General features: G+C 35.6%; 18 protein-coding genes, 5 tRNA genes and 1 pseudogene. 18 read left to right on the top strand and 6 right to left on the bottom strand.

Features of this window, described 5'->3' with window-relative positions; translation table 11 throughout:
• Positions 1-24 precede the first annotated feature (24 nt).
• From pgsA to tnpA, 9 genes and pseudogenes are all read left to right on the top strand, one after another.
• Positions 25-573 carry a CDP-diacylglycerol--glycerol-3-phosphate 3-phosphatidyltransferase gene (gene pgsA, locus NBG71_RS05510; RefSeq protein ID WP_075674025.1) on the top strand — a complete coding sequence of 183 codons (549 nt, stop codon included), beginning with the start codon at positions 25-27 and terminating at the stop codon, positions 571-573.
• A gap of 141 nt (positions 574-714) precedes the next feature.
• Positions 715-790, top strand: a tRNA-Gly gene (locus tag NBG71_RS05505).
• Between the two features lie 25 nt (positions 791-815).
• Positions 816-889 (top strand) — tRNA-Cys (locus tag NBG71_RS05500).
• Positions 890-894: 5 nt separating this feature from the next.
• A tRNA-Leu gene (locus NBG71_RS05495) sits at positions 895-981 on the top strand.
• 126 nt (positions 982-1,107) lie between these two features.
• Positions 1,108-1,194, top strand: a tRNA-Leu gene (locus NBG71_RS05490).
• A gap of 167 nt (positions 1,195-1,361) precedes the next feature.
• A tRNA-Leu gene (locus tag NBG71_RS05485) sits at positions 1,362-1,448 on the top strand.
• Positions 1,449-2,190: 742 nt separating this feature from the next.
• Entirely contained in the window at positions 2,191-2,601 is a 411-nt protein-coding gene (locus NBG71_RS05480; RefSeq protein WP_099660541.1) for a (deoxy)nucleoside triphosphate pyrophosphohydrolase, read from the top strand.
• On the top strand, positions 2,594-5,464 hold the full coding sequence (locus NBG71_RS05475; RefSeq protein WP_250916607.1) for a DEAD/DEAH box helicase: 2,871 nt from the start codon (positions 2,594-2,596) through the stop codon (positions 5,462-5,464). Before NBG71_RS05480 ends, NBG71_RS05475 begins: the two co-directional genes overlap by 8 nt.
• Positions 5,465-5,672: 208 nt before the next feature.
• Positions 5,673-6,117: pseudogene (gene tnpA, locus NBG71_RS05470) on the top strand (IS200/IS605 family transposase).
• Between the two features lie 273 nt (positions 6,118-6,390).
• Here tnpA and NBG71_RS05465 read toward each other — a convergent pair.
• From NBG71_RS05465 to copM, 4 genes are all read right to left on the bottom strand, one after another.
• A complete protein-coding gene (locus NBG71_RS05465) occupies positions 6,391-7,422 on the bottom strand; it encodes a glycosyltransferase family 9 protein (RefSeq protein ID WP_250916606.1) in 1,032 nt (343 codons plus the stop codon).
• A gap of 288 nt (positions 7,423-7,710) precedes the next feature.
• Entirely contained in the window at positions 7,711-8,880 is a 1,170-nt protein-coding gene (locus tag NBG71_RS05460; RefSeq protein WP_075674026.1) for an iron-containing alcohol dehydrogenase, read from the bottom strand.
• Positions 8,881-9,108: 228 nt separating this feature from the next.
• Positions 9,109-10,020, bottom strand: a complete 912-nt coding sequence (locus NBG71_RS05455; protein ID WP_099660538.1) for an AraC family transcriptional regulator — start codon at positions 10,018-10,020, stop codon at positions 9,109-9,111.
• 166 nt (positions 10,021-10,186) lie between these two features.
• Positions 10,187-10,552, bottom strand: coding sequence for a CopM family metallochaperone (copM, locus tag NBG71_RS05450; RefSeq protein ID WP_250916605.1), 366 nt, complete (start codon positions 10,550-10,552; stop codon positions 10,187-10,189).
• A gap of 276 nt (positions 10,553-10,828) precedes the next feature.
• Between copM and NBG71_RS05445 the strand changes: the two genes are divergently transcribed.
• The 5 genes from NBG71_RS05445 to NBG71_RS05425 all read left to right on the top strand — a co-directional run bounded on the left by NBG71_RS05445 (position 10,829) and on the right by NBG71_RS05425 (position 14,744).
• The gene (locus tag NBG71_RS05445) at positions 10,829-11,614 is read left to right on the top strand and encodes a class I SAM-dependent methyltransferase (protein ID WP_223672290.1); all 786 of its coding nucleotides are present in this window, start codon (positions 10,829-10,831) and stop codon (positions 11,612-11,614) included.
• Positions 11,615-11,826: 212 nt separating this feature from the next.
• Positions 11,827-12,246: a hypothetical protein gene (locus NBG71_RS05440; RefSeq protein WP_099660537.1), complete on the top strand. Its 420-nt coding sequence runs from the start codon at positions 11,827-11,829 to the stop codon at positions 12,244-12,246.
• A gap of 459 nt (positions 12,247-12,705) precedes the next feature.
• Entirely contained in the window at positions 12,706-13,935 is a 1,230-nt protein-coding gene (locus NBG71_RS05435) for a sugar transporter (protein ID WP_250916604.1), read from the top strand.
• Positions 13,936-14,069: 134 nt separating this feature from the next.
• The gene (locus tag NBG71_RS05430; protein ID WP_075673888.1) at positions 14,070-14,402 is read left to right on the top strand and encodes an SMR family transporter; all 333 of its coding nucleotides are present in this window, start codon (positions 14,070-14,072) and stop codon (positions 14,400-14,402) included.
• 33 nt (positions 14,403-14,435) lie between these two features.
• Positions 14,436-14,744, top strand: coding sequence for a putative hemolysin (locus NBG71_RS05425; RefSeq protein ID WP_075673887.1), 309 nt, complete (start codon positions 14,436-14,438; stop codon positions 14,742-14,744).
• Between the two features lie 85 nt (positions 14,745-14,829).
• Here the strand turns inward: NBG71_RS05425 and dsbB are convergent, their stop codons facing one another.
• Positions 14,830-15,354: a disulfide bond formation protein DsbB gene (dsbB, locus tag NBG71_RS05420; protein ID WP_075673886.1), complete on the bottom strand. Its 525-nt coding sequence runs from the start codon at positions 15,352-15,354 to the stop codon at positions 14,830-14,832.
• Between the two features lie 178 nt (positions 15,355-15,532).
• The gene (gene nhaB, locus NBG71_RS05415) at positions 15,533-17,077 is read right to left on the bottom strand and encodes a sodium/proton antiporter NhaB (protein WP_075673885.1); all 1,545 of its coding nucleotides are present in this window, start codon (positions 17,075-17,077) and stop codon (positions 15,533-15,535) included.
• Between the two features lie 233 nt (positions 17,078-17,310).
• On the opposite strand from nhaB, the gene fadR reads away from it, so the two are divergent.
• The 4 genes from fadR (at position 17,311) to hypF (ending at position 23,290) form a co-directional block, all read left to right on the top strand.
• A complete protein-coding gene (gene fadR / locus NBG71_RS05410; protein WP_023581953.1) occupies positions 17,311-18,030 on the top strand; it encodes a fatty acid metabolism transcriptional regulator FadR in 720 nt (239 codons plus the stop codon).
• A gap of 476 nt (positions 18,031-18,506) precedes the next feature.
• Entirely contained in the window at positions 18,507-19,811 is a 1,305-nt protein-coding gene (locus NBG71_RS05405) for a D-amino acid dehydrogenase (protein WP_075673884.1), read from the top strand.
• A gap of 13 nt (positions 19,812-19,824) precedes the next feature.
• Positions 19,825-20,937 (top strand): alanine racemase, encoded by a 1,113-nt coding sequence (gene alr / locus NBG71_RS05400; RefSeq protein WP_075673883.1) that lies wholly within the window; start codon positions 19,825-19,827, stop codon positions 20,935-20,937.
• A 49-nt stretch (positions 20,938-20,986) separates the two neighbouring features.
• On the top strand, positions 20,987-23,290 hold the full coding sequence (gene hypF, locus NBG71_RS05395) for a carbamoyltransferase HypF (RefSeq protein ID WP_075673882.1): 2,304 nt from the start codon (positions 20,987-20,989) through the stop codon (positions 23,288-23,290).
• The last annotated feature ends 79 nt before the right edge of the window (positions 23,291-23,369 follow it).

Here is a 23,369-nt window from a genome sequence, read left to right as displayed (position 1 = left end):
CTTTTCTAGGTCGTGTAGAACGCTATGCAACTAAATATCCCAACTTGGCTAACTCTATTTCGTGTCGCATTAATCCCTTTCTTTGTTTTGGTGTTTTATTTACCATTCAAAGATGCTCCCTTAGTCTGCGCTATTATTTTTATGGTAGCAGCTGCAACTGACTGGTTTGATGGTTTTTTAGCACGTAGATGGAAACAAACTACTCGCTTCGGGGCTTTTCTTGACCCAGTAGCGGATAAAGTAATGGTTGCAACAGCACTTGTTTTAATTACTGAATACTATCATGAGTGGTGGATAACCTTACCCGCAGCAACCATGATTGCTCGTGAAATTATCATTTCTTCACTAAGAGAATGGATGGCTGAATTAGGAAAGCGTAATAGTGTTGCAGTTTCTTGGATAGGAAAAGTGAAGACAACCGCACAAATGGGTTCACTGGTTGTGTTATTATGGCGTCCTACTGTTGAAGCGGAGTGGTTTGGATTCGCTTTATTATATATTGCAACTGTGTTGACATTCTGGTCAATGTTTCAATATTTGAGCGCTGCATGGTCAGATTTGCGCGAAGGTTGATCGAAATGACTGAAAATTCACCGAACAGTCAAAAAGATGCAAATATAGTGTTGACTAGATTCAGGAAATCAGTAGAATGCAACGCATCGAAAGGCACAACGGTTTACGGAAATAAATAAGTAAATCAGCAAGTTCGGTAAAGCGGGAATAGCTCAGTTGGTAGAGCACAACCTTGCCAAGGTTGGGGTCGCGAGTTCGAGTCTCGTTTCCCGCTCCAATCTCTAATGAGATTGAGCAGTTGAGGCGCGTTGGCAGAGTGGTCATGCAGCGGATTGCAAATCCGTGTACCTCGGTTCGATTCCGGGACGCGCCTCCATTAATGCCCAGGTGGTGAAATCGGTAGACACAAGGGATTTAAAATCCCTCGGCTGTAAGGCTGTGCGGGTTCAAGTCCCGCCCTGGGCACCATCTCTTTTAGATAAAGAGTTTGGTGCAAAAAAGTCCATTGTGAATGGCATTGAAAAGTAAGTAATAAGTCGTCCATACCAGTATCTCTCTTAGTAATAAGAATTTACGGACGCACCACAGAATTTAGCCCAGGTGGTGAAATCGGTAGACACAAGGGATTTAAAATCCCTCGGCTGTAAGGCTGTGCGGGTTCAAGTCCCGCCCTGGGCACCATACAAATAGCGGACCTTAAGTTAGGTCCGTTTTTTCTTCCACTAGCAAGCAAGTTGGTGAGAGAAGAGTAAAAACTAAAGTTAGTTTAGAAGTGAATGCTTTAAATTTATTTGTTATCTATCTTGTTTGATAAACGGGTATTAAGCGTAACAAGTAAATACAATTTAGCCCAGGTGGTGAAATCGGTAGACACAAGGGATTTAAAATCCCTCGGCTGTAAGGCTGTGCGGGTTCAAGTCCCGCCCTGGGCACCATATAAAAAAGCGGACCTCAATGAGGTCCGTTTTTTTCTTTATGGATAATATTTTTCTTTTCATATTGGTACGGCAAAAACTTTAACCGTATCAATCAACAAGCTGCTAAAAAGTGATATTAAGACTATCTTTAGCAACATATTTGGATGGTCAATCAAACATAGGTAGATTTGTTTAAAGCCATATTAGATATGGCTTGGTTGCTATTCCAAAGTAAATTAAATTCTTTATCCATAATAATCACATCCACCGGATAAGCCATTCACACCTTCGATTATTCTTACTCTGGATATTTTATTAGCTGTTTAGTTAAAAGTAGCATCATTTTGATGAGTATCGAGTAAGCGTCAGAGTATTGCATTCGACTCCCTATTAGCAATATCCCAAACTATCATTTCTATTTGGATCCTGCATTTTTGAACAGTGTCTGTTGCTCTAGCATCCATCAGATATTCATCGGAGATCTTAGAGAAAATAAGATACAAGAGTGAGATAGGTAAATAGTTCGAATGACCCGAAGGAATAGCATAAAAAAGAAATCGGAGTGGATTAGAAAATCTTACACAACTATCAGAGCGATCTATGATCCTTACTTGTTTGAAATTAAGCCATTGACCATTTTTGTTGTTTAAAAAATTATTTTCAATAATTTTCAAAAAGAGATGAATATAAGGAATATATGGTAAATAAATGTATATACTGAGGGTATTCAAATAAATGTTGTATTAGGTATTCCAGATTTATGACTAAAAAAACTATTTATGTTGTTGCAGCTGCAATGTATAACGAAAAAAATGAAATATTTTGTGCCTTAAGATCTCAAAAAATGAGTTTGCCAGGATTATGGGAATTTCCTGGAGGTAAAATTGAACCCGGTGAGACTCCTGAAGAAGCTCTTAAACGAGAAATTCAAGAAGAATTAGGATGTGAAATACTGGTACAAGCACATATCGATACTCATTTACACGAATATGAGAATATAAATGTTAATTTAAGTGTTTATAAGTCAGTTCTTCAAAGTGGAAAGATTCAATTATACGAACATGAAAAAGGAATGTGGACTCCTATTTCTGAGCTACTAACTTTAAATTGGGCCCCCGCTGATATCTCTGCTGTTGAAAAAATCTTAAAAGAAGAGAGTCGCAATGCATAAAGATTTTAAGCAGTCTATTTTACACAGCTTTGTAGATCATCAGATACAAGCGAAAGATCACCTTAAAGCTGAGGTTTTTACAAATCAAAGTTATGATGATCAATTGTTGTCAGGCATTATTGATCGATTAAAAAATGTAAAATCATTTGATATTGCGGTCGCTTTTGTGACTAAATCGGGCTTATCTCTACTTAAAACAATCTTGTCAGATTTGTCTCTTAGAGGAATTACTGGCCGACTTCTAACATCAGATTATTTAACATTTAACCATCCTGATACATTTAAAGAATTACTAAAAATCTCTAATTTAGAAGTGAAGATTTCAACAAAGCAGGGATTCCATGCCAAAGGCTATTTTTTTCATTATGAAAATTACTCAACTACAATTATTGGTAGCTCAAATCTAACGGCAAATGCATTAAAGATAAATTATGAATGGAATCTTGCTATTACGAGCTATCAAGATGGTGATATCTATAAAAAATTACGAGATATATTTGAAGATGAGTGGGGAGCTAGTGAATTATTAGATTTGGTTTTTATCAATAAATATACGATTGAATATCAGAAAAATAACAAGCTATACCCGCAAGATAACTCAATATCTAAAGTAGTTAATACAGACATAATTAAACCAAATAAAATGCAGCAAGATGCTTTGCTAAATCTTAAGGCTTTAAGGGATCAAGATAAAAAAAAAGCGCTTATTATTTCTGCTACCGGAAGTGGTAAAACATATTTATCTGCCTTTGAAATACAAAATGCTAAACCCAAGAGAATGCTGTTTCTGGCACACAGAGAACAAATTTTATTAAAGGCATCCGAAAGCTTTAAAAAAATTATTCCCGCTTCATCCGAGATTGAATATGGTATCTTTTCGGGAAATCAAAAAAATTTAAACGCTAATTATCTTTTTGCGACAATACAAACTTTGTCACAGACAGAACACTTAGATAAGTTTTCAGCTGATTATTTTGATTATATTATTATTGATGAAGTCCATAAAGTTGGTGCTACTTCATATCAAAAAATTTTAGATTATTTTAAACCGAAATTTTTACTTGGTATGACTGCTACGCCAGAAAGAACAGATGGATTTAATATTTTTGAAATGTTTAACTATAACGTTGCATATGAGATCCGCTTGAAAGACGCATTAGAAATGGATTTAGTTGCGCCTTTTCATTATTTTGGCGTGGTGGATTATGAGCTTAATGGCGAATTAATTGATAATTTATCCAATCTGAAACATTTAGTTAGTGACGAGCGAGTCGATTTTCTAATTGAAAAAATAGAATATTATGGGTATTCAGGTGATTCACCCAAAGGTTTAATATTTTGTCGTTCACTAGATGAAGCAAGAGATCTTTCAGATGAATTCAATAATAGAAATTATAGAACTGTAGCGTTGTCGGGAGAAGATCCACAGGAATATAGAGCACACACTATTAAGCGGCTTGAAGTTGGAGAAATTCAGTATATTTTTGTTGTGGATATATTTAATGAAGGCATTGATATTCAATGTTTAAATCAAGTGATTATGATGAGACAAACGGAATCAAGCATCATATTCATTCAGCAACTAGGTAGAGGATTGCGCAAATTTCCAACTAAAGAATATCTAGTTGTTATTGATTTTATAGGGAATTATCAGAAGAACTATTTGATCCCAATAGCCTTGATGGGTGATAACTCATTGAATAAAGAAACTATCAGACGAGCAGCTATTGATCCTGGTAATTTATATGGTTTGAGTAATATTAGCTTTGAAAAAATAGCACAGGAGAGAGTGCTTAAGGCTATTTCTTCCGTCAAACTTGATAGTGTTCGATCCATCAAAAAGGCTTACATTGATTTAAAAAACCGTATAGGCCGTATCCCGTTATTGTTGGATTTTATTACCAATAATAGTGTAGATCCTAGTGTTATAGCCAGTTCATATAAAACATATGATGACTTTATTGCCTCAATGGAAGGACAACCCATAAAAACTTTTGGGGTGTATGCGGATGCCGTTTTGCTGTTTTTAATGAGGGAGTTATTAAATGGTAAACGCTTACATGAGGTTTTATTATTAGAAACTTTATATATCCAATCTACATTATTACATGCTAATTATTTAAAAGTTTTAGATGATAATCAAGTTAGTTATACAGTAGAAACTATAATTTCTGTCCAAAGAATATTGAATTATGATTTTTGGGGAGAGATTGAACGAAAAAGATATGGTGGATCTTCTTTAGTTATTTATGATGAGGCATCAGAAAATTATATTCTGGCATCAGAAATAAAAAATCTATTAGAATGTAATCAAGAGTTTAAAAATCGCTTCTTAGATATTATAAATGTAGCAAAAGCGAAAAATAAAAAATACTCTTCATCTACACCATTAAAACTGTATGAGCGTTACAGTAGAAAAGATATATGTCGATTATTAAATTGGCATAAGGACGAATCAAGTACTATTTATGGTTATCGCCTTAAACATAACACACTGCCTATTTTCACAACTTATCAAAAAACGGAAGATTTGAATTCCAAGGTGCATTATGAAGATAAGATATTAAGTCCAGATCTTATCAAATGGTATAGTAAGTCTAAGCAAACACGAAATTCAGGACCAATGCTTGAAATATTTCAATCTCAAAAAGATAAAACAGCTGTAATACATTTTTTTATTAAAAAAGATGATTCTGAAGGTACAGAATTTTATTATTTAGGCCCAGCTGATATCGTTGAAGATTCGATTATGGATGAGCAAGCAACAGAGATCGATGGAGGAAAAACACACTCTATTGTATCAATGCATTTGCGTTTACATTATTCGATAGAATTAAGTTTGTATCATTATTTAATTGCCTAATTTTTTTTAGGCACCATATAAAAAGTGGACCTTATTGAGGTCTATTTTTTTGATTTTGGCTTTAGCCAGTTTAAGTCGCATCAGTGTCTTAAACATAAAACCACCTGCTTTGAGGGTGGCATTCAAGGGTTATACCAAGAAAAACACCTTTCCGTTACGATATAGATGTTCAAGCTAATATTCGTAACTTAAATAAGGAAAGGTGTTTATGGGCATTAAAGCACAAAGTTCAGCACATACAAAGTGGCTGTGTAAATACCATATTGTCTTTTTGCCGAAATATAGACGGAAAGTTATTTTTAATAATATTCGTTTAAGTATAGGTGAGATACTTCGAGACCTTTGTAAGTATAAAGTAGTGAAAATAATCGAAGGTCATCTCATGCCAGATTATGTTCATATGTTAGTGAGTATTCCACCAAAAATAGGTATTTAAAGTTTCATGGGATATTTGAAGGATAAAAGTTCGCTAATGATCTTCGATAGACACGCCCATTTAAAAAACAGAAAGTTTTGGGCGGAAGGGTTCTATGTATGTACAGTAGGGGGTCAATGAAGCCACAATTCAGAAGTATATCAGAGAGCAAGAAAAGTCGGATTTAATCTTGGATAAATTGAGTAGTAAAGAGTATGTGACCCCCTTCAAAGGGTAAGCCAAGGTAGCAAAGGCACTTAGCTTGAACGAAGAGAAAGCTGCGTCATTTAGGTGCAGTCGGTAACAAGCCTTTATAGGGCAAGAGCAAACTACCCACTTTACGGGTGGTTTATTATCAAAAAGTAAAAATTAAATTGAACACATTATCTTATAGTCACTTAAGCTAATATGGTTTATAAATTTGATAGTGTGTAAAATAAAAAATCACCTTATCAGTTGTGGCGATAAAGATGATTTATATTTGATATTGTTTTGTCTAAGTGTTCACCGATTAACTCTTAGTGTCTAAGGCAATAATTCTATTTCTTAGTGTAATAAAGCGAGCCAATACGTCGTCTACCGTAAGAAGCTCTACATTATTTTCAGGCGCTTTTAGTACTTCATTCGCTATATGCCACGGCCCCCAAAAATCAGCATCACTATTACCAAACATAGCTACTGTCGGTACACCAACACCTACTGAAATATGTAATGCTCCCCCATCACTAGTTAGCATTTGATCACATAAAGACATACTGGCCATTAATTCTCTAAGGTTTTGTGTAGGCACCGGTGTGATAGGAATATTTTTGCACTGTTCGAGAATAAATTGTGCTTTTTCGTCATCACCAGGGTGCAGTTTATTATCGCTCCTGCCTGGCGACCAAAAGAGAAGAATATGACATTTTTCGCGTTGTGTTAATTGGTGCGCTAACGCGATAAATTTTTCTGCTTGCCAACGTTGTTGTGGCTTGCGTGAACTAATTTGTAATCCATAAATAGGAATATTTTCAGTTATTTTAATACGTTGGCGAATTGTAGCAATTTCTTCATTTTTGACGTACAACTTTAAAGGACCTGCTTTTTTCTCTATTCCAAGAGGATGGCTTAGTTGACAGAACAACTCAGCGATATGAACTTTATTAGACGGTGTTGGAATTGGATCTGTCACTGCTGAAGGTGTGTCATTGCCAATAGCGATAATACGCTTAGCGCCTGATAATTTTGCCCATTGTAATGCTCTTTTGGCCCAATGATCACGAGCAATAATGGCAACGTCATAATGTTGACGACGCATATCAAGAATAATTTTCAAGCGACTAAGAATAAGTTTTAAGGATGACTGGCCTGATTTTTTATGATGTAACTTGCTGTACACATGGATATTTCCAACAGAAGGGTTACCTTCTAGAATCGCTTGATTGTAAGAGTTTACGAGCAGATCTATTTTCGTATTATATTCATGGGCAAGAGTATCAATTAATGGTGTTGTAAGTATTAAATCACCAATGTTATCTCTTTGTATTATTAATATTTTAGGCATAGTTAGATTTATGTATATTCGAATGAGAGAAGTTCATTGCTGAAAAGTATAACTTCAGCTGTAATTATATTATGTATTTATGATTATAGGCTATTCGACATGTAGAGGCATCTTTATCAGAGAATTAATCTGCTTTTTGAAGAGGAAATAAGAAGGGGGTAAGTTCAAATGTTGAGCTATTGATAATACGATGACTATTTCTTAGATAATCATCGTATTTATTACATGCCTAAATATGAAATTTATTTTAGTGGCTAAGGTGATGCTAACAAGAGTATTGATAGATAATTAAAAACATGCTTCCAAAATATCGAGGACATCTTTAGTGGTTAGTTTTTTATATCCTCTACCAATAATTGTGGTTGATTGCGCAATCTCAGGAAGCATCTCTCTTGTTGCACCTAAGTCTTCTAATGAAGTTACAATACCACACTCTTTTGTGAAATGTTCTAGTGCATCAATACCTTCAAGTGCAATTTGATTTTGTGTTTTTCCTTCTGTTGAAATACCCCAGACTTGAGTTGCAAATCGTACAAATTTATCAATGCCAAATTTATAGATAAAACGATAATAAGGTAGAGAAATTGCAGCAAGTCCCATTCCATGTGCACAGTCTGTATAAGCCCCTAATTGATGCTCAATCATGTGGACTTGCCAATCTTGTGTTTTTGATAATCCTGTGAGGGTATTTAGTGCAAGTGTTGCATTCCACATAAGATTACTTCTTGCTTCGTAATCACTTGGATTTTTAAGTGCGATACGTAAATTATCAATCGAAGATTTTAATAAACTTTCAATTAAGTAATCTGTTGTGTTTGCACCTTGATCAGAGAAATACTGCTCCATCAAATGCGACATGGTATCAAATACACCACTGACCATCTGATACTGAGAAACAGTAAAGGTATATTCTGGATTTAAGATTGAAAACTTAGGAAATACATTGGCAGGAAATACTCGGCCAATTTTATATTTTGTGTCTTCATGTGTAATAACAGAACCCCCATTCATTTCAGAGCCTGTACCTACCATGGTAAGAATTGAAGCAACAGGAATAATTTTATTTTTAACTTCTTGATATTCAACCCAATATTTTTGAAATGGATCTTCATTTTCACAGTAAGCAGAAACAGAGATCCCTTTAGCACAATCAATGACAGAGCCTCCACCAACGGCTAAAATTAAGCTGACGTTATGTTCACGAACTAATTGAGCGCCTTCCATCATTTTTTTATAAGTTGGGTTTGGCATAACACCTGATAATTCAATAATATTTTTACCAGCATGACGGAGTATCGCGATAACTTCATCGTAGAGTCCATTAGATTTAATCGCGTTTCGGCCATACATCAGCATAACTGTTTCGCCATAATGTGATAATTCATCATTCAATTTAGCAAGAGAATTCTTACCAAAATGGATAGTTGTTGGATTATAGTAAGAGAAATCGAGTTGCATTATGAGATCCTATTGCCAGATTAAAGATTATCTAATTGAAGTTTATTGTATTTTTTAACTTCAAATAAGATAGGAATGGATTATTTGTTGAGTAGAATGCTATCGCTTTTGTATTTAGAAATGAATGTCTGATCTTCTTAGTCTCTTGCCTATTTTTCCAAAAAACTAAAATGATGATTGTGAATAATATAAATTTGGTAATAGAGAGAATAAGAAACTTTATAGCGGTTAAATATGATTTGTTTCTTTAAGCATCTTAATATCGGTTGCCGGTGGAGCTCCAAATAATCGGCTATATTCACGACTAAATTGAGAAGGGCTTTCATAACCAACTCGGAAAGTAGTTGTCATTGCTCCTAAATTTTCAGTTAACATCAATCGGCGGGCTTCACTGAGCCGTAATTTTTTTTGGAATTGAAGCGGAGTCATTGATGTCATTGTTTTAAAATGAGTATAAAAAGCAGATTTACTCATTCCTGAACATGAAGCCAATTCATTGATATTTAATGGTTTTATATAATTACTTTTTAGCCAATCAATCGCTTTAGCTATTTGATGACTATGGCTACCTGCTGTGACAATTTGATTCAATCGTTCACCTTGCTCCGTAATCAATAGACGATAGAAAATTTCACGTTTTATACCAGAAGCAAGAATTTTAATACTATCAGGCTCATCAAGAAGAGTGAGTAAGCGAATAAATGCATTGACTAAAGGTTCTGATAATTCACCAACAGCAATGCCTTTTTGGGCATTAGAATCTGAGCTAAATGTTATTCCACTATCAACAATAAGTTGTGATATTTCTTGCAGATCTAACTCCATAACTAGCCCTAAAAACGGTTTCTCGTTGCTGGCTTTCATAATATTTGCCATAACAGGGAGTTCTATTGAAGAAATTAAAAAATGATTGGCATCGTAAATAAAGCTTTCTTCTCCTAAGATCACTCTCTTTTCGCCCTGGGCAATTAAACAGATCCCTGATTTATGAGTATGGCTGGTAATTGGTGTAGGAGAAGTCCAGTGTGTTAGTGTTAATCCCGGAATGGGGGTTTCAAATTGATTAGTATCATGAGTCCATTTTTTAATCTGCATGGCTAGCTTTTGAGTTAATAACGCCATGTTTTTTAAATTATTCATATGGACCCCATACGTGATACAGCGATTAATATTATGGTAGTCGTAATATTATAATATATGAGATGAGTATTAGAAAATTATTTGATTTACTTTAATAAGAAATTAGGAAGGGAAATATTAAAAATAAAACAGGCTGTGCCTAATAAATCACAGCCTTATAAAATTCTTATTTATTGGTTTTATTTTTTTCTAACCATTTTTGCATTTGTTCTATTTCAGGGCCTTGCGCATCAATAATAGCTTGAGCTAGTTTACGCATTTCAGGATCAGTACCATATTTCAACTCAATTTTAGCCATATCAATAGCGCCTAAATGGTGGGCTATCATGCCATCAGCAAAAGCAACATCTGCATTATCAGTATTCATTCCTTTTGCCATATCAGCATGCATTTTATTCATAGATTCATTAAGCTCTTTTTGCATTGGAGTGCTATTATGTGATGCATCCATGTTCATATGTGTATTGTTTGCCATTGCACCAAAAGAGATAGCACTCATTAAAATAACTGCGGCAGGTAAAAACTTTTTCATAACAGTTTCCTTTAATTTATCGTGAAATTGTTATCACTCTAAAGATTCCCCCTAGGGGAAGGTCAATGTTGTTATTCAAAGTTTAATATTCTTTACCTTTAATGACAAAATAGTCTTTTTACCTACTTTATTTCAATGGGTATATATCAATATCTAACTTTATACCTCTTTGCATATTCGGAATTTCTTTATAAAAAAGAAAATTAATGATAACTATTCCCATTAAATCTATTTTACTATAAAGTTGTATAAATAATGCAATTTTAAGGTGTCTATATGGATAATCAAACTACAACGCAATATATGTCTCAAGAACCGTCAAAAGCAGGGCATACCTTTTTAGCGAGTTTAGGGAAAACACGTTTAAGACCGGGTGGTGTAGAGGCATCTGATTGGTTAATTAATAATGCACATTTTACATCATCAAGCCATGTTCTTGAGATTGCTTGTAATATGGCGACAACTTCAATCGAGATTGCCAAGAAATACGGTTGTCATATTATTGCTATCGACATGGATGATAATGCTTTGTCTCAAGCGCAAAAAAATGTCGATAGCGCTCAATTATCACATTTGATCCAATTAACAAAAGCTAATGCGTTATCTTTGCCTTTTCCTGATAATACTTTTGATATTGTGATAAATGAAGCGATGCTGACAATGTATGCAGATAAAGCCAAAACAAAACTAGTAAAAGAGTATTACCGGGTTTTAAAACCTGGTGGCTTATTATTAACTCACGATATTATGAAGAAAAATGATGATGTTAATAGAAAAAAATTAATCGATATAGTGAAATCAAATGTAGCACCTATGTTTCAGCAAGAGTGGCACGATTTATTTATTAATGTTGGTTTTTCAGAAGTAAAAATAAAATCAGGTAATATGAGTTTAATGTCACCTATTGGTTTAATTCGTGATGAAGGCTTATTTAGGACTGCAAAAATAATTAAGAATGGGTTGATAAATAAGAAAAATAGATCACGATTTTTATCAATGTTCCGTTTTTTTAGAGAGAATCGACATGTTTTAAATTATATTGCATGTTGTTCTAAAAAGTAATGTTATCAAGAAAAATTTATATATTAATTAGTGGCATCTAAGTCAAACTAGGTGCTCGTTTTCTTTTATAAATAAGAATAAATAGAACTGTATACCTCCGTAATAAAATGTAAAAAATAAAAAGAATCGTAATCCAGATTGAATCCTATTTATTTTGACTATATATATTAAAAAAGAAATATTAAAAAGATGATTTTTATGTGGAGTTTAATATGAAACAGATACTTATTATTGCGGGAGGAATATTGTCGCTGACTATTATGCTGGCTATTCTTGTTGCTATTTTAATTGTATCTGTCATTAAAGAAAATACTACTGAGTTTTGGAATGAAAACCGCGAAGTGATTGAAAGTTCGTCATCTACCATACGTGAAACTCTTTCTAGCGTAGATGCAAAGCGCGATACGCTTATGGCTATTTACCAATCTAAAAATAACAATGGAAGTTGTCAGCAGTTAGCTGAAAAGCTAAATGATGTAGAAAAAGCACTTTCTAATGGAAATTTAACGTTACCACGACCCGCAAAAGAACAAATTTCAACTATCAAAAATGCTTTTGATGGTTCAACATCATCTACGAAAAATATTGCTTGCGAACAGGCACTTCAAGTTATTAATGATTTGAGTCAGTAATCTCAATATCCTTTCTATTTTTATTTATCTTTTGTCCAGCAGTAAGATTATTTCGGACTGTTAAATTAATATCTCTTAACTTAATTCAATGAATATTCGATATATTTTTCTTGAAAAGAGCATGTTTTTATTCTTCAACATAAAATAGTGATAGGTCATTTATATCTACAATCTCTCTATTAGAAGATTATGTTAACGTTAAAAAGAAGTTGCGAAGGGGATTTAAAATCATGATATGAGATGCTAAAATTGATAGCTGATTCGCTTTAGCAATGAGATTTAGTGATAAGTTAGTTTATTTTTTGTTTTTAACAAAATACATTTTTATCTTTATGTTATTTTTTTATTTTCAATATAATAAATACATTTTAGCTCAAGTAAGAAAAGTAAATCAGACAAAAGCTTCTGTAAAAAGCATGGCATATATATCAATATAATTTAAGAAAGCATCAATTAATTATGAATATCGCAACATCAAATGTAAATGAAGTTAGCCGTCAAACAGCGTGGATCAGAGTAATAATATTATCATTTGCGGCTTTCGTTTTTAATACAACAGAATTTGTTCCGGTTGCACTGTTAAGTGATATTTCTGACAGCTTCGGCATGCTTCCGGCTCAAACAGGTTTAATGATCACAATATATGCTTGGGTTGTTGCTTTGATGTCTTTGCCTTTAATGATAATGACAAGCAAAGTTGAGCGACGTAAGCTACTTATTATTTTATTTATTCTCTTTATTTTAAGTCATATTTTATCTGGTGTAGCATGGGATTTTAAATCGTTGCTAGTAGGGCGTATTGGTGTTGCATTTTCTCATGCCGTATTCTGGTCGATTACTGCATCACTGGCTATTAGAGTGGCGCCTGCGGGTAAACGAGCTCAAGCATTAGGTTTATTAGCGACAGGAACTGCATTAGCAACTGTACTTGGTTTACCTTTAGGCCGTGTTGTTGGGCAGTGGTTAGGATGGCGTGCAACATTTATGGGAATTGGTGTTTTAGCTTTAATTACCATGTTTGCATTAATGCGCTATTTACCTTTATTACCAAGTGAGCATTCGGGATCATTAAAAAGTGTACCCGTGTTATTAAAACGTGGACCATTAATGGGTATTTTTCTGTTAACTGTAATCGCGGTTACTGCACACTTTACCGCTTATAGTTATATAGAACCTTTCGTTGTTGATATTGCCAATTTAGATCCAAACTTTGCCACATTGGTTTTACTTATTTTTGGGGGGGCAGGTATTGTGGGAAGTATTTTATTTAGTCGTTATAGTACCAAAATGCCAACATCATTCTTGTTCTTTGCCTTAATTCTGCTGACATTCTGTTTAAGCTTATTAATGATGAGTAGTCAAAGTTTAACGTCATTTATTGCACTGATTATATTTTGGGGCATCGGCTTTATGTGCATTTGTCTTGGAATGCAAGTCAAAGTGATTGATTTAGCCCCTGATGCAACAGATATCGCCATGTCCATTTACTCAGGTATTTTTAATATCGGTATTGGCGCTGGAGCATTGATTGGTAATCAAGTTATCTTACATGCTGGTATGACAAATCTTGGCTACGCAGGAACAATATTAAGTGTTGTTGCTGTGGTTTGGTGTGGTTTTATCTTTAATCGCTATCGTGTTTCCATGGGCGGAGAACCTCGTCAAAAAAATCAGCTTCATCAACACTAAATAAGTATTTCCACGATATAAAGGCATCTATTCAATATGAAAGATGCCTTTTTTATTTGTTGTAGATGAATATCCTTAATCTCGCTTGTGATAGAATTCACAAAATTGACTTTATATAGGATTAAGGCGAAAAAATGAATGGATTAACTTACCTAATGTTGGCAATTATATCTGAAGTGATTGCGACAACAATGCTGAAAGCTTCTGATGGTTTTAGTCGTTTGTATCCATCTATTGTGGTCGTCATAGGTTACTGTTTTTCTTTTTGGGCACTTTCCCAAGTGGTAAGAGTTATGCCATTAGGTATTGCTTATGCAATATGGAGTGGTCTAGGGATAGTTTTAGTTTCTGTTGCGGCGGTGTTTCTCTATCAACAAAAACTTGATTTACCAGCCATTGTTGGTATGACTTTGATTATTGCTGGTGTTTTAATTATAAATCTACTATCCAAAAGTGCTTCACACTAATAGGAATAACTGGACAAAATTAGGGTGTCTTTGATGCAAAAGAAATTTAAAACAGCTTGTTATCTATTTATGTTAACTAGCTTTGCTTTTATTGCAGGATGCAGTAATTCAACACAGACACAATATTCATCTACACAAGTAGTTAATAAGAGTCGAACAATACCGACAACCAGCCTTGATATTCCCTTAGATGAATCAGCCAAGGCAACCTGTGTCTTTTCAGGTGGCGTGCCTTCTTTAAACTATGAATTACATGGTGGTCAGACACCTGTGTGTCAATTTGCTAATGGTAAGCGTTGTAGTGAACAAGCTTTAATTGAAGGGGCTTGTATACCAGGTTAAAGCTTATTTTGGGTTGAATCTTTAATCACTAATTATCTATTATAAAAATAGCCCTTAGTTTATCGCTAAGGGCTATTTTCTTTTTTTATTCTTTTGTTTTAAAAGAACTTGTTATTTGGCTCATTAATACTAATAAACCCACAACAAAATAAGCTGAGAAAATAATAAGCATCCATTGTGGCATTTCTAAAGTTAAGAATTGCCATTGGCTGACAGAGCAATCACCAGTTGCTTGGAATACAGCAGGGAACCAATCTTGCAGAGCAAACCAAGAGGGTAAAGTGACAAAAAAGTCACAGGTTGCAAAAGGTGATGGATTCAGAATGAGTTGTGTATGTTCCCAAGAAAGTTCAATTCCTCGGTATGCAGAATAAATCCATAAGAAACCACCTGCCATACGCATAAGTGCCATTTTAGGTGCGGTTGCCCCAATCAATGCGGCAACTAATATTCCTAATACCGCGATGCGTTGATAGACGCACATTACACAAGGCATTAATTCCATTCCGTACTGAAAATACAAAGCTGCGCCTTCAAGACCTATTGCTGTTAATGCAAGCAACAGCCATGAAAAACGGCATTGTGACCAGTGACGAAGAGAAGTCAGCATAATAATGTCCATTTAAATATTAAATAAAATAAGTGTATATTCTGCCCAAAAATCAAGCGCAAAAAAAGTCAAAACCTGTTATTTCACAAATATTTACATTCAAGCTTCTTTTAAAGAAGAAAATAGGACTTTCATCAAATAAAAGTCCTATTAATGTGGTGTAACTGTGGATCTATTGTTATGGAATAGCAACTAAACCAATTTCATAGAACCAATGTGTTGCAGGAACAAGCCAAAACTCAACAGCTAGTAAACCAAGTAATGTCATTATAATCGTGTATGGCAGTGCCATTATCACCATTCGGCCATATGATAAACGGATGAGCGGTGATAGTGCCGATGTTAATAAGAACAGGAATGCAGCTTGACCATTTGGGGTCGCAACAGAAGGTAAGTTTGTACCTGTATTAATAGCAACACCAATATGCTCATATTGTGATTGGCTAATTAACCCATCTTGCAATGCAGTTAAAGCCTCACTGATATAAACCGTACCTACAAACACGTTATCTGAAATAGCAGATAGTAGACCATTAAAGAGGTAAAAAAGAGATAGTTGTGAGGATTCTGACGCTTGAAGAACAAACTGAATAATAGGGCCAAATAATTGTTGGTCAATAATAACAGCAACGATAGAGAAGAATACGGTCAATAATGCAGTAAAAGGTAAGGCTTCTTCAAATGCTTTACCAAGAGCATGTTCTTCTGTGATCCCACAAAATGCAGTGGCAAGAATAATAACAGATAAACCGATAATACCAACTTCTGCTAAATGGAGCGCTAAAGCAACAATCAACCAAATACCAATTAATGCTTGGATCATTAATTGAGCTTTTTCTTGCGAAGTACGTTTTTCACTGTTTTTCCTGTCGTATTCAGTTAGAACTTTACGAACTAAATCAGGTAATTCAGCACCATAACCAAAGAGCTTAAAGCGTTCTACTAAGTAGCACACTACAAGACCAGCAAAGAAAACAGGAATAGTGACAGGTGACATTCTGATAAAGAAGGTCACAAAATCCCATTCTAAATGTTTTGCAATAATTAGGTTTTGTGGTTCACCTACCATGGTCATTACGCCACCTAACGCAGTACCGACACCAGCATGCATCATTAAGCTACGTAAAAAGGCACGGAATTGTTCTAAAGTTTGTTTTTTTTCTGCGGTATCAATAAATCCATCATTACTTAATTCTGCACCTGATTGATTCGAGGCAAAATTATGATAAATAGAGTAGAAACCGAGAGAGACACTGATTACAACCGCGATTACGGTTAAAGCATCTAAAAAGGCAGATAAAAATGCACTTGCGAAGCAAAAGGCAATAGATAACATTCGTTTAGAACGAATGGATAACAGCAGTTTAGTAAAAGCAAACAGCAATAATTGCTTCATAAAATAGATGCCTGCAACCATAAAGACAAGAAGCAAAATCACTTCAAGGTTGTTGGCAATTTCATGACCAATTTGTTTTGGGCTAGTCATACCAATGATGACAGCCTCAATGGCAAGTAATCCTCCGGGTTGTAACGGGTAACACTTTAGCGCCATAGCTAGTGTAAAAATAAATTCTACAACTAATAGCCAACCGGCGACAAAAGGGTCAATAAAGAAAAAAATCAGTGGGTTGATAATTAAAAAAGTAAGAATAGCAAGCTTATACCAATCTGGGGAATTCCCCATAAAATTCTTTAGTAGTGCTTGTCTTATACTCATATCCATTAGGTTTCTCATCCTCCAAATAGAGATTTTAAGCGCAATGATACGCAATTGAACCATAGTACGCGCTAATCGCTGTGAAATTAAGCGCATTAGTAATAATAAATTGATAAAGCTACATCAAGTTTTATGATGCCATTCACTATTTAATGATGGTTGAGCTATATCAAAATTACGCATTCTGATATTATCTTTTCCATTATTAGCAGAAAAATCGCTTCGGAAGAAATAAAAATATGGTTATTAAGGCTCAAAGCCCCGCAGGTTTTGCGGAAGAGTATATTGTTGAAAGCATCTGGAATAATCGTTTTCCTCCTGGATCTATTCTTCCAGCGGAACGTGAGCTCTCTGAATTAATCGGTGTTACAAGAACCACATTAAGAGAAGTGTTACAACGCCTTGCTCGTGATGGTTGGTTAACAATTCAACACGGAAAGCCAACGAAGGTAAACAATTTCTGGGAAACATCTGGCCTTAATATCCTTGAAACAGTTGCTCGTCTTGATCATGATCGAGTACCACAGTTAATAGATAATTTATTGGCTGTCAGAACCAATATTTCAGCTATTTTTATACGTACAGCATTTAGAAATAGCCCTGAAAAATGTATTGCAGTTTTAAACCATGAGCTTACCACTGAAAATAGCGCTGATGAGTTTAGTGAACTGGATTACAACATTTTCCGTGGATTAGCGTTTGCGTCAGGTAATCCAATTTATGGTCTTATCTTAAATGGCTTAAAAGGGCTTTATACGCGCGTAGGCCGTTATTATTTCTCAAATATTCAAGCCAAAGAACTCGCGTTAGCATTCTATAAAAAACTGGCTGTATTATGTGAGCAAAAAGATGTCGAGCATGTCATGGAATGCGTCCGCCAATATGGTAAAGATAGTGGTATTATCTGGCAAAGTTTACAGTCACCACTACCTAGTGATCTAGAAGAAGTAAAACGCTAATTACGTTTGCTACTTTATTACAATAGAAAAAACCAGTATTCCTATAATTTGTGGTACTGGTTTTTTTATGCTTTTAAAAAGTGAAAAAGAGTCATTTTTTAGGCAATGCTTTAAATAGGTTATTTTTAGTAAAAAGAGTAACCAAAGTGAGTTAATTAAAGATTTATCATCTTAAATTGAGCCTATTCTTGGATTTTAATAAAATCCCTGCTTTGTCTTCTTACACCTTAAAATCCCTTCAATTTTAAATAATTTACTAATCAATATTATTATAATTTATGGTGATAATTATATCTTGTTGATTTTATGAGTTAATTCAATAATTGTTTTTGAAAATCACTTGTCGAATAGCAATCAAATGTGATTTAACTCTAAAATTTGCTTTTTTATTAGTCTAGATGATTATTCTATATTGGCTTTTTGTGTATGGAATATTATTCTTATGTTATATCAATGTAAATTATTGGAGTCTTGCCATGAAAGTAATCATCTTAGGTGGCGGCGTTATTGGTGTAACGAGTGCGTGGTATCTTGTGCAACAAGGCCATGAAGTCATTGTTGTTGATAGACAAAACAGTGCAGCAGAAGAGACTAGTGCAGGTAATGCAGGTCAGATATCTCCAGGATATGCTACCCCTTGGGGTGCTCCGGGCATCCCATTAAAAGCAGTTAAATGGATGTTCCAAAAGCACGCACCATTAGCAATTAAACCTGATGGCTCACTTTTCCAGTTACGTTGGATGTGGCAAATGTTACGTAATTGTGATGCATCACATTACACCATGAATAAAAGTCGTATGGTGCGTATTGCTGAATATAGCCGTGATTGTATTCGCCAGTTACGCCAAGATACTGGTATTGAATATGAAGGGCGCCAAGGTGGCACTCTGCAACTTTTTCGCGATCAAAAGCAATTTGATAATGCAGCCAATGATATTGCTGTATTAAAGCAAGAGGGTGTTGCTTATGAGTTGTTAACTGCGGATCAATTAAAACTAGCAGAGCCAGCGCTTGAACATGTTAGTCACAAATTGACAGGTGGTTTACGTTTACCGAATGATGAAACGGGTGATTGCCAAACTTTTACGAAAAAACTCGCTAAAATGGCAGAAGATGCCGGTGTTACGTTCCTATTTAACAAAGAAATCAAACATTTGTTATTTGATGGTGATAAAGTTGCGGGTGTTCAATGCCATGATGGATTATTAACAGCCGATCACTATGTTGTTGCCATGGGCTCTTACTCAACAGCGTTTTTGAAAAACAAAGTCGCCATTCCAGTCTATCCTCTTAAAGGTTATTCGCTTACGATGCCGATTATTGATGCTTCAAGAGCACCAACATCCACTATTTTAGATGAAACCTATAAAATTGCGGTAACGCGTTTTGATGAACGAATTCGTGTCGGTGGAATGGCGGAGGTCGTTGGTTTTAATCTGGATATTTTAAAATCGCGCTGTGAAACATTAAAAATGGTTGTGCAAGATCTCTATCAAGGTGGTGGTGATATTGAAAAAGCCACATTTTGGACCGGTTTAAGACCTATGACGCCTGATGGTACGCCTATTGTAGGGCCTACGGCTTATCGCAATTTATCATTAAATACAGGGCATGGCACATTAGGTTGGACAATGGCATGTGGCTCAGGCCAATTATTGGCTGATTTAATTTCAGGAAATAAACCTGCTATTGCCGCTGATGATTTATCTGTGTTTCGGTATATCGATGGCTTTAATACTAAATTGCTCTTACCGGGGCAAAAACTTGATGCAGCTTATTAATTGAGGAAAAACCATGTCCAGACCTACAAAAGTAACCATTAACCTCGATGCATTAAGCCATAATCTGTCTGTTATTAAAGAGAGAGTCAAGGGCAGCAAAGTGTGGTCTGTTGTGAAAGCAGATGCTTATGGACATGGATTATCCAGTGTTTGGCCTGCATTAAGTCATACTGATGGTTTTGCATTAATTGAGTTAGACAAAGCTGTTATGCTAAGAGAGCAAGGATGGGTAGGGCCTATCCTTTTGCTGGAAGGTTTTTTTAAGCCAGAAGATGTCTATTTATTAGAACGTTATTCCTTAACGACAACAATTCATTCTGATTGGCAATTTGATGCTATAGAAAATGCACAATTAGAAAGGCCCATTAACATCTACCTTAAGCTTAATAGTGGAATGAATCGGCTGGGCTACCGACCAGACACTTATAAGCAAGCAATTGCTCGTGCAAAAAGTATCAAAAATATTGGTTCTATTATTCAAATGTCTCATTTTGCTAATGCAGATACGGGATTGAATATGGGGGCACAGAAAAATACCATTAATCAAGCTATGGTAAATGAATTACCTCGATGTTTGGCAAATTCAGCCGCAATACTGTTTGATCCTGAAACTTATCAAGATTGGGTGCGTCCGGGCATTATTTTATATGGTGTTTCGCCTTCAGGTGTTTGGCAAGATATTGCTGATTTCGATTTACAACCCGTAATGGCATTTAATAGTGAGATATTAGCTATTCAACAAGTCAAAAAAGGTGAGCAGATAGGCTATGGTAGCCGATATACCGCTGAGCGTGATATGCGGATCGCTGTTGTTGCCTGTGGTTATGCTGATGGTTATCCAAGACATGCGCCAGACGGTACACCCGTTATTGTTAATGGGCATAAAACACAATTGGTCGGGCGTATCTCTATGGATATGCTAACCGTTGATGTAACGGATTTTCCTGATGTAAGTTACGGGAGTCCGGTTGAATTATGGGGAGAGCAATTGCCTGTTGATGATGTCGCAACGGCATGTGGCACTATTGGTTACGAATTATTGTGTGCAATTGCACCAAGAGTGACTGTTGAAGTGATGATAAATCTACCTAATTCCACTTTTTCTGATCTAAATGAAAGTTGTTGATAATCACTAAACTAGAATAAGCTTAAATTTATTTTGATTTGGTGATCCTATGAGTAACGGCATTGCATTGCGTGTGAAAGGAAAGGTTCAAGGCGTTGGGTTTCGCCCATTTGTTTGGCAACTAGCCCATCGTTTTGGTTTATTAGGGCAAGTAAGTAACGATAGTTTAGGTGTATTGGTGCATTTAACCCCTTCACCTAAAAATGCGCTCTTTATCGAAGCATTAAAAGCAGAATGCCCACCACTAGCACGCATTGAACGAATAGAAGAATCACCCTATCAATGGGAACAGTTGCCTACAGACTTTATTATTGTAAAAAGTGGTGGTGGCGAAATGGATACACAAGTTGTTCCTGATGCTACAACTTGCCAAGTTTGTATTGATGAATTGTTTGACCCTCAAAATCGTCGTTATCATTATCCTTTTATCAACTGCACACATTGCGGCCCTCGTTTTACTATCATAAAAAAAATGCCTTACGATAGGCCTTTTACTTCAATGTCTGAGTTTCCATTCTGCCCTGACTGTAAACATGAATATGAAGATCCCGCAGATAGACGGTTTCATGCTCAGCCTAATGCATGTCCTGTTTGTGGACCTCACATCTGGCTTGCAAATAATCAAGGAAAAGAGTTAGCAATAAAAGAACTTGCATTAACTCAAGCTTGTGAAGCGTTACTTGCTGGAAAGATTGTTGCAGTTAAAGGTATTGGTGGTTTTCATTTAGTATGTGATGCACGCAATAATGAAAGTGTTGCATTATTACGAGAGCGCAAATATCGACCTGCGAAGCCACTCGCTGTGATGCTCACCGGAATTGATCAAATTAAAGCAGATAAGCAAGATCCAGATTTTCTTCCAACCGCTATCCAAACGTTGCAAAGTACTGCCGCCCCAATTGTATTAATCCCCAAAACAGTTGCACCTAAGCTTGCGGAGCTTATTGCGCCAGGATTAACTGAAATTGGTGTTATGTTGCCATCCAATCCGTTGCAACATCTATTAGCGCGTGGCACAAATATTCCACTTGTTATGACATCAGGCAATGCATCAGGTCATACGCCGGCATTAAGTAATGAAGATGCCTTAATGCAATTGAAAGATATTGCAGATTTATTCTTAATGCACAATCGAGAGATCATACAAAGAGCTGATGACTCACTTGTTCGCATTGAGGGTAAAAAGAGTGTGATGATCAGACGCTCTCGTGGTTATGTCCCAGATGCGATTTCATTACCTGAAGATTTTGGAGAGCAACCCTCAGTACTCGCGATGGGAGGCGATCTCAAAAATGTATTTTGCCTATTACGCCAACATCAAGCCATTATGGGGCCTCATTTAGGGGATCTTGATGATTTAAGTGTGCGACAGCAGTTGATAAAATCGTTGGCTCTCTTTCAGCAAATTTATCGTTTTACGCCTAAAGCGATAGCGATAGATGCGCATCCTAACTACATTAGTCATCAGTTGGGTAAACAGTTTGCTCAAGAGCAAGATATTCCTGTTATTGAAGTCTCTCATCACCATGCACATATTGTTTCTTGTCTCGCCGAACATGGTCATACACATCAACAAGGTGCTGTCATTGGTATTGCGCTTGATGGATTAGGTTTTGGACAAGATGGCACGTTATGGGGAGGGGAATGCCTGCGGGTGGACTATCAAAAATCAGAGCGGGTTGGGGGGCTTCCTGCTGTTGCGATGCCCGGAGGTAATCTTGCCTCAATTCAACCTTGGCGAAACTGGTTCGCACATTTAGCTACTTTTTCTGAAGATTGGCAAGGTAGTGTAATCGCCCAAATGGTGCCTAGCAATGATTTGCAGATATTAAGTAAGGCCATAGAGCGTGGCTTAAATTCACCTAAAGCCTCTTCTTGTGGGCGTTTTTTTGATGCGGTTTCAGCATCATTAGGATTAGCCCCTAAAGAGATAAGTTGGGAAGGTGAAGCGGCTTGTTATCTACAAACAGCAGCATTAGCGTGCCATCAAGAAAAACAGGCAGAAATAATTAAGCAGTATGGGCATTTAATGCCAGTAAAAAATAGTGTGCTTGATTTGTCGGTTTTTTGGTCGCAGTGGGAAAGTGTAGCGCTGAATGTCAGTGAAAAAGCATGGTTATTTCATTATTTATTAGCTGAAGGTTTAGGCGATATTGCATTGCAATATGCAGATAAATATCAGATTGACACCATTGTACTTACGGGTGGTGTGTTAAATAACACATTACTCAAACATCTGTTTAAGAAAAAATTAAACAATAAAAAAGTACTTACCCCTATGATGTTACCAGCCGGAGACGGTGGTATTGCATTAGGGCAAGCACTGATTGCTACACATTTAATGCAAAACTAAAATGATTATAGGTAAAATAATACCAGTTTTAGTTATTTGTGACTGAAATAGGTTTTTGGTTGCTACTTTATTAATGACA

The organism is Proteus sp. FZP2095 (assembly GCF_023701425.1).
In the GTDB taxonomy this organism is placed as follows: domain Bacteria; phylum Pseudomonadota; class Gammaproteobacteria; order Enterobacterales; family Enterobacteriaceae; genus Proteus; species Proteus cibarius.
This window is presented reverse-complemented; position numbering and strand designations above follow the sequence as displayed.